We start from the raw sequence: 13,343 nt of genomic DNA, 5'->3' as shown, positions 1-13,343 counted from the left end.
CGTCAACGCGTCGTCTGGCGCTTTGGGGACGCATGGGTGCCAAAGGCCGAGTCTAACGGGGGTGGGAACCGCTCTCGGACGCCCACTGACGACCGGGCCCCGAGGCAGACGGAGAAGCCCGCGAGGCTCGGGCCGGATCAGGTCAGATAGGCCGGAGCGCTCACGGGCAGGGTAAATCGGAACTCGGCGCCGCCGCTGGGCGCCCGGCCGACGGTGATGGTTCCGCCGTGCGCTTCCACGATGCCCTTGACGATGTACAGGCCCAGGCCCGTGCCACCGCGCTTGCTGCCCCGCCAGAAGCGGGTGAAGACGCGGTTCATGGATTCCTCCGGGATGCCTGGGCCCTCGTCGCTCACCGTCACGGACGTGCCGGCCTCCTCCCGCTCGCGCGGGGAGGCCGAGGGCGTGATGTCAATGGTGACGGTTCCCTCGCCGTGCCGCACCGCATTTTCCAGAAGATTGCTCAGCACCTGGTCGATCTTGTCTGGGTCGGCCCACAGGTCGGGCAGCGGGTGCTCGATGCGCAGCAGGAAGCGGTCGGCGGACTGTCCGGAGGCGACGTACGCCTGGATGTGCCGTCCGACGGCGGCGCCGATGTCGACGGGCTGGCGGCGCACCTCGAGGCGGCCGGAGTCGATACGGGATATGTCGAGGAGCTCGGCGATGAGGCGTGTCACGCGGTTGGCGTCCGCGTCGACGGTCTCCAGCATGAGTTTCTTCTGGTCGTCGGTGAACCGTTCCCATTTGGCGAGCAGCGTCGCCGTGAACCCCTTCACCGACGTCAGCGGCGAGCGCAGTTCGTGGGCGACCGTGGCGATCAGTTCGGCGTGGCTGCGCTCGGTGCGGCGGCGGGCCTCGGTGTCGCGCAGCGACACCACGACCCGGCGGACGGGGCCGGTGGGTGCGGTACGGACGTACCGGGCGGAGACGAGGACCTCGCGCCCGCCGGGCAGTAGCAGATTGCGCTCCGGCTGCCCGACCCTGATCGCGAGCCCTCCGTAGGGGTCGGTGCACTGCCACCAGCGCCGGCCCTCGAGGTCCTCTAACGGGAGCGCGCGTTCCAGCGGGCTGCCGAGCGCTTCGGCGGCGGGGGTGGCGGTGATACGGGCGGCGGCGACATTGAAGCAGATCACCCGGCCGTGCTCGTCCGCGATGACCAGGCCGTCGGGCAGTTCGTCGGGGTCGACGCCGAGGTCGCCGGGCGAGGGCGCGGGAGGGCTGTCGTGCGGGGGCCCGGCCGTGTCGCAGGACGGGGGCGCGGGTGTGTCCCGCACGTCATGTGCCCCCAGAGTTCCGCTCGTCCCGACACTCATCCCCGTACCCCACCTCTCGGACTGGCCGTGGGCCCCCGAGCCCGTCACCCTACTAGCTGAACGTGACGGTACGGATCCCCCTCAATGGGTGGTACGGGGGGCTCGCTGCGCACGGGCGGACGCATACAGACATACGGCGGCGGCGGTCGCGAGGTTCAGGCTCTCGGCCTTTCCGTGGATGGGCACGCGCACGACGGCGTCGGCCAGCGCGCGCGTCTCCTCCGGGAGCCCCCAGGCCTCGTTGCCGAACACCCAGGCGGTGGGCCCGCCCATGGTCCCCTCGTCGAGTTCGGCGTCGAGGTCGTGATCACCCGCACCGTCCGCCGCGAGGACGCGCACCCCGACGCCCCGCAGCCCGCTGACGACGTGTTCGACGGGAACGCCGACGGCGACGGGCAGATGGAACAGCGATCCGACGGAGGCGCGGACGGCCTTGGGGTTGTAGAGGTCCACGGACGCGTCGGTGAGTACGACGGCGTCGGCTCCCGCGGCGTCCGCGCACCTGAGGACGGTGCCGGCGTTGCCGGGGTCGCGGACGTGGGCCAGGACGGCGACGAGCTTGGGGCGGGCGGCGAGGACGTCCTCGAAGGGGGTGTCGACGAACCGGCAGATCCCGACCAGTCCCTGCGGGGTGACGGTCGTCGAGATATCGTTGATCACCTGCTCGGCGGCGAGGTGGACGCGGGCGCCGGCGCCGCGGGCGTCGCCGACGATGTCGGCGTACCGCTCCGCCGCGTCCAAGGTCACGAACAGTTCGACGAGTGTTCCGTGCCCGTGACCCACCGCTTCCCGCACGGCCTGCGGGCCCTCCGCGAGGAACAGCCGCTCCTTCCCCCGGAAGTTCCGCCTGGCCAGCCGCCGGGCGGCCAGGACACGGGAGGACCGCGGGGAGATCAGCTCCGGGGTGGTCGGGGGCATGGGTTCACCTTTGGGGGTTGCGGGGTGGCGGGGTGGCGGTCTTCAGGCGAACCCACCACCGCTTTTGAACGCACTCGGACCCGCAGGCAGCGGGAAGCCTGCGGGTCCGGTTACACATCCGGCTCGAGCGAGCGCGGCGTCACGCGGCCTTGGGCGCGTTCACGTCCGAAGGCAGCGCCTTCTGGGCGACCTCGACCAGCGCGGCGAACGCGTTCGCGTCGTTGACGGCCAGCTCCGCCAGGATCTTGCGGTCGACCTCGATGTTCGCGGCCTTCAGACCCTGGATGAAGCGGTTGTAGGTGATGCCGTTGGCGCGGGCAGCGGCGTTGATGCGCTGGATCCACAGCTGACGGAAGTCGCCCTTGCGCTTCTTGCGGTCGTTGTAGTTGTAGACCAGCGAGTGGGTGACCTGCTCCTTGGCCTTGCGGTACAGACGCGAACGCTGACCGCGGTAGCCGGAGGCCTGCTCGAGGATCGCCCGGCGCTTCTTGTGGGCGTTGACTGCCCGCTTGACGCGTGCCACTTGTTAACTCCTTGTAGCGGGGCCGTGGTTGTCGTCACACGACCCGGAAACGATTGGGTCCCGGTCCTTGGGTGAGTGCAGGCGCGGTGCGCCGTGGCTCACTTGCCGAGAAGCTTCTTGATCTTCTTGGCGTCGCCCGGGGCCATCTCGGCGTTGCCGGTGAGGCGGCGCGTCACGCGGGACGACTTGTGCTCGAGCAGGTGGCGCTTGCCGGAGCGCTCACGGAGCACCTTGCCGGAGCCGGTGACCTTGAAGCGCTTGCTGGCACCGCTGTGCGACTTGTTCTTCGGCATAGCGCCGTTCTCTCCTCGTCAGTGGCGCTCCGATGCCCGGTCGCGAAACCGGGCACGGCGGAACGTCAGATGTATCGAATGACATCCCTGGACTGGTGTCCCTGGACTCCCCCGACTCGCGTCAGGGGTCCCGGGGCATGCGCCCTGGGATTCAGGCCTCGGCGGAAGCCTCGGCCGGGGCCTCGACGTCGGCCTCGGTATCGGCCGCGTTCTGCGAACGACCCGGGTTGGCCTTCGCCGACGCCTTGCGAGCCGCCTGGGCCTCACGGGCCTCGGCCATCGCCTCGGTCTTCTTCTTGTGCGGACCGAGAACCATGATCATGTTCCGGCCGTCCTGCTTCGGGTTCGACTCGACGAAACCGAGGTCCTGGACATCCTCCGCGAGACGCTGCAGCAGTCGGTAGCCCAGCTCGGGCCGGGACTGCTCGCGACCACGGAACATGATCGTGATCTTGACCTTGTCGCCCTGCTTGAGGAACCGGACGACGTGACCCTTCTTGGTGTCGTAGTCGTGCGGGTCGATCTTCGGCCGGAGCTTCATCTCCTTGATGACCGTGTGCGCCTGGTTCTTGCGCGCCTCACGGGCCTTCATGGCCGACTCGTACTTGAACTTCCCGTAGTCCATGAGCTTGCAGACCGGCGGGCGGGCGTTCGCCGCCACCTCGACCAGGTCGAGGTCGTACTCCTGCGCAAGCTCCAGGGCCTTGGCAAGCGGCACAATGCCCACCTGCTCGCCACTGGGACCGACAAGTCGCACCTCGGGAACGCGAATCCGGTCGTTGATGCGGGGCTCGGCGCTGATGGATCCTCCTCGGTAGCACCACACGGCTGCCTGGAGAGCAGCTCGCGTACGATTCTTTCCTTAGGACCAACCATCGCGGCACATGAAAAATGCCCCGGGACGGGACGCAAGCGGGCTCCAATGCTTCCGGAGCACCGCCGCGGTCACCGCGGGGCGCTTTTTCCGGCGACTCCATCGTCCGTACGGAACGATGGTGGCCGCCTGACCGGTGACCCGCCGTCCAGGAGGACGGTCAGGTGGGAGATCGGAGCCTCCACTTGCGGGCCGGGCACATACGTATCCGGCCGGTCTTCCCACAAGGCTAGCAGCAAGTAAGGGTTGGTGCTAATCGGCCGATACGTCGCCCGCGGTCGGGTCGGGAGGGGCCGGGGCCTATGGTGTGGGACATGAGTGACACCTCCCCCTCGGACCCCTCGGAGTCCCGGGACGCCCGGGAAACCACCCACGAAAACCGGGACGCGCCTCAGGCCACGGGCCACCCGGAGACCACGGAGAACCCCGACTTCGCCGCCATGACCCGGGACATCGCCGAGGTCCCCGCGGTGGAGGTCATCGTGACGGTCGCGGTCAACCTGATGAGCGCGGCAGCCGTGAAGCTCGGCCTGACCGACGAGGGGGACAAGCACAAGGACCTGGACGAGGCGCGCAAGCTGGTGCACGCCTTGGCCGGACTCCTGGACGCGAGCACCACCGAGATCAGCTCCTTCCACGCGGCACCGCTGCGCGACGGTCTGAAGTCGCTGCAGCTGGCGTTCCGCGAGGCGTCACTCGTCCCGGACCAGCCGGGGCAGGGGCCGGGCGAGAAGTACACGGGGCCCGTCTACGGCTAGGGCACCGCTTCTCTACGGCTGGGGCACCGCTCCGCGCTCCCGTGCTCCTGCGCTCCGCCTCGGGGGACCGCTTCTTTGTTGGTGCACCGCTTTTTGCGCTCCTCGGCGCTTTACGGCCGGGTGATTTCCTCGGCTAGGGGAGCCGTACGTACAGGGGCTCGCCCGGTGGTGTCGCCTCGGGCGGCAGCAGGGCAAGGTCGAGGCCGCGCACGAGGCGGGCCCGGAGTGTCTCGTCGGCGGCCAGCCGCTCCGCAACGCCGCGGGCCGCGTCGGCCGCCGGCGCGGAGGGGTCCAGCACGAGGGCCAGGGTGCCGTCGGCCCGGCCGGGCCCGAGGTGGGCGCGCAGGACCGCCGGTTCGCCGGCGACGGCGGCGCGCACGGCCGCCGCGACCGCGGGGTCGGCCAGTGGGTCCGTGCTGGTGCGGCCCTCCGCGAGGGCGAGCAGGGCCGGTCCGGTCAGCTCGTACGGGACGGGCCCCGCGAGGTCCAGCACGATGGTGTCGGCCTTCTCGTGCACGGCGGCCTGCAGGGCCTGGTGCAGCGGTACGGCGACGGGGCGCGCGGCGGGGTCCCAGCGGGCCAGCGCGTCGGTGGAGGTGAAGGCGGGCAGGGCGGTGCGGTTGCCGGCCTTCAGGGTCGGGACGGCCATGTCGCTGGTCTTCTCGCGGCGAAGGCCCTTCTCGTCCTCCTCGACCTCGCCGAGGACGGCCACCACCGGCACCAGCAGCCGGGCGCCCTTGAGCGCCGTCAGGACCGGCTCCACGGCGCTCCTGTCCTCCGCCCAGGCGGCGAGCGCCTCGCTCAGCCGGGGGTCGGCGGAGCCGTCGTCGTCGGAGAAGCCGGGGTCGGGAATGTTCTTCTTCGCCACGGTCACCGACCCTATCCGGGGATCTCCCGCGGCCTTACCGCGGCCCCGAAACCCGCCGTTCACATGACTCACGACTTTCTCAGTGTTCGCTGACAAGGCTCTAACACGCGGCTAACCGTGAGCACAGACGCGGCCACCAGCATCGCGGCATGGATCCCGACACGCCTCCCCTCGGCGCTTCCGCCCCCGCTCCCCCTCCTGCTCCTGCTCCTGCTCCTGCTCCTGCTTCCGCTCCCCTTGCCCGGCGTCGGCGGTTCCTCCGTGCCATGCTGGCGGCGGTCGTGGTGATGGTCGTGGGCGGTTCGGCGGTGGGGGCGGTTCTGGTGCGGGCGGAGGCACACGACGGCACGGGGTCGCGCACAGCGGCGAACACGTCCCCTTCGTCGGCGTCGTCGTCGACGACCTCCCCCATGTCGTCGACGCCATCGGCGGCCACCTCCTCCTCGCCCCCGGCATCGCTCGCATCGCCGGCATTGTCGGCGGCGTCGTCCCTGGCGAGCGAGGAGGCGTCGGTGGAACCCGTGGTGGCCGCGGTGGAGCCGAGCACGTCGCTGGCCGACGCGATGGGCGCGGTCGCCGTGGCGGGGCAAGCCGAGGTGTCCGTGGCGGTCCTGGCCCTCGACTCGGGGGAAACCGCCTCGTACGGCGACGGGTCCTTCGACACCGCGAGCATCGTCAAGGTGAACATCCTCGCGGCCCTGCTGCTCCAGACGCAGGACGCGGACCGGCGGCTGACCGCCGAGGAGCGGGCGTACGCCACGACGATGATCGAGAACAGTGACAACGCCGCGGCCACGGCGCTGTGGAGGTCGATCGGGCGGTCGGCGGGACTGGGCGCGGCGAACGAGCGGTTGGGGCTGCGGGACACCGTGGGCGGTGACGGGCTGCTGTGGGGGCTGACGCAGACGACTGCCGCGGATCAGATCGCGCTGCTGCGGCAGGTGTTCGGCGAGGACGAGGACTCCGCGCTGAGTGCCGACTCGCGGGCGTACGTCCAGGGGCTCATGGGGAACATCGCCGCAGGCCAGGACTGGGGTGTGTCGGCGGCGGCCTCCACGGGGTCCCGGTGAGCGCTCAAGAACGGCTGGTTGCCGCGGAGTGCGACCGGGTTGTGGGACGTCAACAGCATCGGGCGGGTGAGTGCCGCTGGGCGGCTGTTCCTGGTCGCGGTGGTGTCCAAGGGGAGCGGCAGCATGAAGGCGGGGATCGCGATGGTGGAGAGCGCGGCGAAGGCGGCGGTGGGGGTGATGGGGCGGCGGATGTGACGGCACCGGTGATGGGGCGGCGGATGTGACGGCACCGGTGGTGGGCCGGTGGGGCGTCCGACTGTGCGGGCGTGCGTCACACGTGCCGACGGTTTCCCGCGGAGGTCACGCCTGCCGGAGGCTTTCCGGGGAGAGCTGGACGCGGGTGCTCAAGGCGATGCGGAGGGCCGGGGGCGGCGGCCCCGCCAGAGGGTTGCCGCTGTGATCAGCAGGGCCCCGCCCGCTCCGCCAACCAGCAGACCCGCCCAGCCCATCCCGGCGTCGTCGTCCTTCGGAGCGTCGGGCCCGGGGCCGAAGTAGTCGTTGGCGGCGGGTGTCGTCCGCAATCCCTCGGGCCTGAGCTCGGCGGCGGCGCGGATCGCCGCGGCCGGGTCGAGGAAGCCGAAGCCGCGGGAGTCGTCCCGCCCGCCGGGCGGCGCGTCGCTGGCCGTGTCCTCCAGGAGGCGCTTGATCTGGGCCGGTGCCAGCCCCGGCCGCGCGGCCTTGACGAGCGCGACCGCGCCGGAGACGAAGGCGGAGGCGGCGCTGGTGCCCCAGCCCTCGTAGTACTTGCGGTCCGGGTCCGCTATGACGATGTCGACGCCGGGCGCACTTACGGTGGCGTACCAGCGACGGGTGGAGAAGTAGGCGCGGGTGCCGTACTTGTCGACGGCGGTGACGGCGATGACACCCGAGTAGGCGGCCGGGTAGGAGATGTGGTCGCCCGTGTCGCCGCCGTTGCCGGCGGAGGCGACGACGACCGCGCCCTTGCGCAGGGCGTACTGCACGGCTTCGTCCTCGGCGGGTTCGGGGTGCGCGGACTTGGAGTCGTCGCCCAGGGAGAGGTTGATGACGTCGGCGCCGTTGTCGGCGGCCCAGCGGATGCCCTCGGCGAGGGCGTTGCCGCGGGTGTTGCGGGCCTTGGCACGGGCGGGGTCGTCGTCTTCGAGGATGACGCGGACCGGGAGGATCTTTGCCTCCGGGGCGATGCCCATGACCCCGTCGGCGTTGCCGGGTCCGTGGCCGTGTCCGGCGATGATGCCCGCCATGGCGGTGCCGTGGCTGGCCCAGACGGCGTCGCCGCGGCCGGCGCCGAAGCCGACCATGTCCTTGCCGGTGAGGACGTTGCCCTCGAGGTCGGGGTGCTTGTCGTCGACGCCGGTGTCGAGGACGGCGACGGTGATGCCCTTGCCCTTGGTGGTGCGCCAGGCCTCCTCGGCGTTCATGGCCGCCAGGGCCCACTGCTGGGCCCGGATGCCGTCGGCGTGGGCGGCGGTGGAGGGGAGGAGAGCCACGGTCGCGGCGAGAAGCGGGGTGAGCAGGTACCGGGCGCACCGGGCGGCGCGGTTGGTGCCGGTGCCGCGCGTGGCGCAGGTGCCGGGTGCGTGAGTGGCGCGGCTGGCCCGGGTGGCGCCGGTATCGCGGTTGGCGCCGGTGGTGGTGCGGCGGGGGTCGCTCGGACGCGTCGTGGCCGGGCGGCTGGTGGACGGGGTCTCCGTACGCTTCACGAACGTTTCTCCGTGGGCGGGTCGATCTTCTTGCGGAGGCTTCGTTCGATGCGGTCGGCGAGGCCCTGAGCCTCGTGGCCGAGTCCGGACTGGGCGATGTCGGAGGTGGCGCCGTTCTTCATGGCGTCCGCGGCGGGCTCCGGTTCGGTGACGCTCCGGTGGTCGGCGAAGCCGGAGACGGCGTAGACGACCACGGGGGCGTCGGTGAGGACGGAGATCGCCCAGGAAGCCCGCTGGGCCTCCCCGAAGCCCTCGGCGAGGGTGCCTGCGGCGGCGTACGTGCGCGGCATCAGATCGCGTCGGCGGTCGAGTCCCTCCACACGGAAGCGGGTGCTGAGCGAGCGCATCTGGGATTCGTCGCCCTTGGTGAAAAGGAGGCCGATGGTGAGGACGTGACTGCTGGTGGTGTCGGTGTAGCTGGCGCGCAGGAGTCGGAGGCATCCGACGGGGGCGAGGGCCCTGCTCAGGAGCGGGTCGAAGGCGCCGGAGCAGCCCGTGTCGGGGGCGACGGCGATCCTCGTCCAGGTACGGTCCGCTCCCCCGGGCCCGGCGCCCTCGCCTTCGACGGTGGGCGGGAAGAGCTGGTCGACGGGCACGTTGTGCCACAGCTCCGAGGCGCGGCTGTAAGCGCCCCCCGGCTCGTCCCGTCCGCCATCCTGGAGCCAACTGCCTGCCGCCGCTCCGCCGATGAGTCCGATCCCGAGCACGGCACAGGCCGCCGCGGCGGCGGCCCTGCCGCGGATCCGGGCGCCGAGCGGACGGGGCCCAGGGACGTCGGCGTGCCCTGCGGGCCGCACGGGCGCGGCGAGCGAGAAGTCGAACTCCGACCGGGGCTCCCGACCGGGCTCGGGCAGCCAGGCCTCCCCGGTCGTCGGAACAGGAGCGGCAGGAGCAGCGGGAGCAGCGGGAGGGTGCGACGGCTTCGGCGGCACCGACGGCACTGGCGGCGGGGTAACTCCGGGTGCTCGGGCCGGTTGCGGCGGGCCGGTGCCCTGACGGTGCACGGGGTTCCCCGCGGCGGGCGGCGCGTCGGGGAAGCGGGCGGAGGCCGGCGGCGGGGGCGGAGCCACGGGGCTCCGCTCATCGGTGGGACGCAACCGGGGGAAGCGGGGAGCCTTGCCGAACGCCCGGCCCCGGGTTTCCGGGTCGGGCTCGCCATGGGGGAGCCTGAAGGGCCGCTTCACACCGGACGGGACCTTGGCGTCCCGAGGCCGGGCCGACGCGGCGGAGCCCGCGGGGCGGCGTTCGGGTCCCGACTCCGGGGGGCGCTCGCTCCCCCGTCTCCCGGCCGCGGACCCCGATGTCCCGGAGGAACGCCCGGAGTCGTGCTCGGACGACGGCGCCCCGGAAACCGGCCGGGAAGCCCCGTCCGCACGCCCCGGTACGGCAGTCCCCGACTTCGGCGGGGCCTCGGGGCGCGGCGGAACCGAAGCCCGGTCCTGCGCAGCCGGCCGAACCGACGCGGAGGACCGGTCTTGCATGGAAGGCCGCTCCGGCCCGGAAGACCGATCCTGCACGGAAGGCCGAACCGACCCCGAAGACCGATCCTGCGTGGAAAGCGGCTCCGGCCCGGAAGACCGATCCTGCACGGAAGGCCGAACCGACCCCGAAGACCGATCCTGCGTGGAAAGCGGCTCCGGCCCGGAAGACCGATCCTGCACGGAAGGCCGAACCGACCCTGAAGACCAGTCGTCCTGCATGGAAAGCTGCTCCGACCCTGAAGGCCGCCCCGACCCCCGAGGTCCCTCCGGCCCGGAATTCCGCCCCGGCCCGGAAGTCCGCTCCGGCGTGGCGGGCCGCTCCGAGGGCCGGTCCGTCCCAGGAGGTCGCACGGTCTCGGGCCGACGGTCGGTCTCGGGCCGACGGTCGGGGGTCGGGCGTTCCGGCGGTTCGGACGCCGAGCGCACGACGGACGGCGGTCGCTGCCACGCCCCCGGTGCGAACACCCTGCGCCCCGGCCCGCCCTCGGACGGGTGACGGCGCTCCGGCCCCTGTTCCGGCGGTCGGCGTTCCGACCCCGACCCCGACCGCCACCGCTCCGGCCCCCCGGCGTCGGAGCGCGGCCCGGACGGCCGGTGCTCCGGTGGTACGGGACCGCGACGCGGCGGGGTGGGCGGGCGCTCCGGTGGAGTGCCCGGCCGTGCTGCCGACGCGGGGCGTTCCGATGCCCGCTGTGCCGGGCGCTGAGGCTGTGGTTGCATCGGTGTGCGGTCCGGGCGTCGCGGGGCGGGGTTGGTCGTCGACTGGTCCGCGGGATGACGCGGGGGTCCCGGGAAGGAGGCGCGATGCGCGTCCGTGCTCATCGCCCCCCGTTTCGTCGTGGCCCCGGCCAACGGGCGCCCCTCGTCAGGGGGTTACCCCGATCGCCGAGGGCGTGCCCATGTGCCGTGCTGGTCCGTGTGGCCCATACCTTTGCGTCCGCGTCACTCTACGGCTTGACGCGCCCCGAACGGGAACGAGTCCGCGACCCCCGGGTGATCTGCCCGGAACATCCCCTACCCTGCGGTAATCGCATCTGGCAGGCTTCGGACATGACCGCCCGTGCCGCAGACCGGGCCCGCTACGACCGGGCCACCTCTCATCTCGACGCCCCGCTGGCGATCGTGGACCTGGACGCCTTCGACGCCAACGCGGACGATCTCGTCCGCCGGGCGGGGGGCAAGCCGGTCCGGGTCGCGAGCAAGTCCGTCCGCTGCCGGGCCCTGCTCGAGCGCGTACTGGCCCGGGACGGGTTCGCGGGCATCATGTCCTTCACCCTCGCCGAGTCGATCTGGCTCGCCCGGTCCGGTTTCGACGACGTCCTCCTCGCCTACCCCTCCGCCGACAAGCACGGTTTCGCCGAACTCACCGGCGACCCCAAGCTCGCCAACGCCGTCACCGTCATGGTGGACGACCCCGCCCAGCTCCAGCTCATCGACGACGCCCGCGACGGCGGCAGCGAAGTCGTGCGCGTGTGCCTGGAGTTGGACACCTCGCTGAAGCTCCTCGGCGGGCGGGTGCGGGTCGGGGCGCTGCGTTCCCCGTTGCACTCCCCCGCTCAGGTCGCGGAGATGGCCCGTTCGGTGGCCCGGCGGCCCGGGTTCCGGCTGGTGGGCGTCATGGCGTACGAGGGCCATATCGCGGGTGTCGGGGACGCCGTGGCCGGTCGGCCGCTGCGTTCGCGCGCCATCCGGCTGATGCAGTCCACCGCGAAGAAGGAACTCGCGGCTCGGCGGGCCGAGGTGATACGCGCGGTCCGTGCGGTCGCCGGGGACCTGGAGTTCGTCAACGGCGGCGGCACCGGCAGCGTCCAGCACACGGCGGCCGAGGAAGCCGTGACGGAGATCGCGGCCGGTTCCGGGCTGTACGTGCCGCGGCTCTTCGACAACTACACGTCGTTCAGCGCCCGTCCGGCGGCCCTGTTCGCCCAGCCCGTCGTCCGCAGACCCGGCGTCGGCGTCGTCACGGTGCTCGGCGGCGGTTATCCGGCGTCGGGTGCGGCCGGAAAGGACCGGCTGCCGGTTCCGTATCTGCCCGAAGGACTGCGCTACGACCCGCAGGAGGGGCCCGGCGAGGTGCAGACCCCGCTCATCGGCTCCCCCGCCGACGACCTGCTCATCGGTGACAAGGTGTGGTTCCGGCATGCCAAGGCCGGTGAGCTGTGCGAGCGCTTCGAGGTGCTGCACCTCGTCGAGGGGGACGCCGTGACGGCGACGGTGCCGACGTATCGGGGCGAGGGCCACACGTTCCTGTGACCCCCGCGCGGCAAGGCCCCTCCCCGCGAGGAACCCGATCCCCGCGAGGGACCGGATCACCGCGTGGCACCGATCACCGCCAGGAACCGATCGCCGTGAGGGACCGATCCCCGCGAGGAATCGATCCCAGCGAGGAATCGATCACCTCGAAGGACCGATGCTGCTGCCCACGCCGCCGCCCTGGTCCGCGTCGCCGACCGACCGGATCCCCTCGGTGATCCGGTCCATGTCGGCGAGCGGCGGCCCGTCCTTCCCGGCGTCGAACGCGAACCGCACGATGATCGGCGCCTCGGAGCCGACGCTGGAGGGAAAGGCCAGCGACTGGACGTAACCGCCGGGGCCCGCGTCGGTCATGACCCGCCAGCGCACGAAGTATCCGGTGCGGCCGGCCACCGCGACCTGGCCCTGCGCGACCAGTTCGTGGGAGGTGATGCCGTTGTACGGGCGGCGTTTGATGGTGTCGCGGTCGTAGGCCTCGTCGGCGGCGTCCTGGATGTCTCCCTTGGCGAGCGCCTCGGGCGACTTCTCGTCGTTGGCGGTGACGGTGCGTGAGATGACCCGCCCGCGGCGGCAGATGCCCGGGTCGCCGGGGCAGTCGTAGGTGCCGTCGGTGGTCATGACGACGTCTTTCTCGACGACGTTGCGGGGCCGGACCCAGCCGTCGAGCAGCGGGAAGGTGATGCCGTTGAGCTCGTCCGTGACGACGGACGGATCGTCGGCGGACGGTCCGGAGGGCGAGGCCGTGCCCTCGGGTCCGGAGGTGCCGCCGGGCCCGGAAGTGCCGCCCGAAGCGGACGGGGACGGCGGGGGCGCCGTCGGGGTGGTCTGCGCCGCCGGGGCGCCGCCGTCGTTCCGGCCGAGGACGAGGACGCCGGTGACGATCGAGGCGACCAGCACGACACCGGCGGTGCTGAGAGCGACCGCCTTCGCCCGGCCCGCTCCCCTGCCGCCGGGCGGGGGGCCGAATCCCGCCTGGGCCAGGGGCTCCGCGGGCGCCAAGGGCTGCTGCGGCACCTCGGCCGCACGCCGGTGCTCCGTCCACGCGGTCCCGTCCCACCAGCGCTCGCCGAGCGGGTGGGACGGGTCCCGGTACCAGCCGGGCGGGGGCGTCATGCTCATTGAGGCAACTCTAGGGCGTATCCGGCGGAGTGTGTCCCGGTGGCCAGTGCCCCTGTCGGGGCACTACTGAGTTTTTCGTTAGTTCTGTGGGGGCTGATGGTGGATGGTGAGGCCGGTGTTGGTGAGGAAGGACCACGGGAGTTGCTCGCTGGAGCAGACGCGTTGGATGCCTCGTTCGGCTGCGTCAGCGA

Annotated in this window: 11 protein-coding genes and 1 pseudogene; 3 read left to right on the top strand and 9 right to left on the bottom strand. The window is 72.2% G+C overall.

Going from position 1 to position 13,343, the window contains the following annotated elements; genetic code table 11:
* Positions 1-137: 137 nt before the first annotated feature.
* The 5 genes from EF387_RS21935 to infC all read right to left on the bottom strand — a co-directional run bounded on the left by EF387_RS21935 (position 138) and on the right by infC (position 3,873).
* A complete protein-coding gene (locus EF387_RS21935; RefSeq protein WP_128378308.1) occupies positions 138-1,313 on the bottom strand; it encodes a sensor histidine kinase in 1,176 nt (391 codons plus the stop codon).
* 81 nt (positions 1,314-1,394) lie between these two features.
* Complete coding sequence (locus tag EF387_RS21930) at positions 1,395-2,231, bottom strand: TrmH family RNA methyltransferase (protein WP_128378307.1); 837 nt, start codon at positions 2,229-2,231, stop codon at positions 1,395-1,397.
* A gap of 139 nt (positions 2,232-2,370) precedes the next feature.
* Complete coding sequence (rplT, locus tag EF387_RS21925) at positions 2,371-2,754, bottom strand: 50S ribosomal protein L20 (protein WP_016642495.1); 384 nt, start codon at positions 2,752-2,754, stop codon at positions 2,371-2,373.
* Positions 2,755-2,852: 98 nt separating this feature from the next.
* Positions 2,853-3,047 carry a 50S ribosomal protein L35 gene (gene rpmI, locus EF387_RS21920; RefSeq protein WP_128378306.1) on the bottom strand — a complete coding sequence of 65 codons (195 nt, stop codon included), beginning with the start codon at positions 3,045-3,047 and terminating at the stop codon, positions 2,853-2,855.
* 151 nt (positions 3,048-3,198) lie between these two features.
* Positions 3,199-3,873, bottom strand: a complete 675-nt coding sequence (gene infC / locus EF387_RS21915; protein ID WP_162467185.1) for a translation initiation factor IF-3 — start codon at positions 3,871-3,873, stop codon at positions 3,199-3,201.
* A gap of 488 nt (positions 3,874-4,361) precedes the next feature.
* On the opposite strand from infC, the gene EF387_RS21905 reads away from it, so the two are divergent.
* Positions 4,362-4,679 carry a DUF1844 domain-containing protein gene (locus EF387_RS21905; RefSeq protein WP_128378569.1) on the top strand — a complete coding sequence of 106 codons (318 nt, stop codon included), beginning with the start codon at positions 4,362-4,364 and terminating at the stop codon, positions 4,677-4,679.
* Between the two features lie 133 nt (positions 4,680-4,812).
* Here the strand turns inward: EF387_RS21905 and EF387_RS21900 are convergent, their stop codons facing one another.
* Complete coding sequence (locus EF387_RS21900; protein WP_128378305.1) at positions 4,813-5,547, bottom strand: SseB family protein; 735 nt, start codon at positions 5,545-5,547, stop codon at positions 4,813-4,815.
* A 266-nt stretch (positions 5,548-5,813) separates the two neighbouring features.
* Here EF387_RS21900 and EF387_RS21895 point away from each other — a divergent pair.
* A pseudogene (locus tag EF387_RS21895) lies at positions 5,814-6,812 on the top strand (serine hydrolase).
* A 149-nt stretch (positions 6,813-6,961) separates the two neighbouring features.
* Here EF387_RS21895 and mycP read toward each other — a convergent pair.
* A complete protein-coding gene (mycP, locus tag EF387_RS21890) occupies positions 6,962-8,113 on the bottom strand; it encodes a type VII secretion-associated serine protease mycosin (protein ID WP_128378568.1) in 1,152 nt (383 codons plus the stop codon).
* 182 nt (positions 8,114-8,295) lie between these two features.
* Positions 8,296-9,240, bottom strand: a complete 945-nt coding sequence (locus EF387_RS21885) for a hypothetical protein (RefSeq protein ID WP_338058119.1) — start codon at positions 9,238-9,240, stop codon at positions 8,296-8,298.
* A gap of 1,590 nt (positions 9,241-10,830) precedes the next feature.
* On the opposite strand from EF387_RS21885, the gene EF387_RS21880 reads away from it, so the two are divergent.
* Positions 10,831-12,033, top strand: coding sequence for an amino acid deaminase/aldolase (locus EF387_RS21880; protein WP_128378304.1), 1,203 nt, complete (start codon positions 10,831-10,833; stop codon positions 12,031-12,033).
* Between the two features lie 141 nt (positions 12,034-12,174).
* On the opposite strand, the gene EF387_RS21875 is transcribed toward EF387_RS21880, so the two are convergent.
* Entirely contained in the window at positions 12,175-13,152 is a 978-nt protein-coding gene (locus EF387_RS21875) for a DUF2510 domain-containing protein (RefSeq protein WP_128378303.1), read from the bottom strand.
* Positions 13,153-13,343: the final 191 nt, after the last annotated feature.

It is taken from the genome of Streptomyces cavernae (assembly GCF_004023625.1).
GTDB lineage: Bacteria > Actinomycetota > Actinomycetes > Streptomycetales > Streptomycetaceae > Streptomyces > Streptomyces cavernae.
The sequence above is the reverse complement of the archived record's forward strand: the minus strand, read 5'-3'. Positions and strand labels throughout refer to the sequence as shown.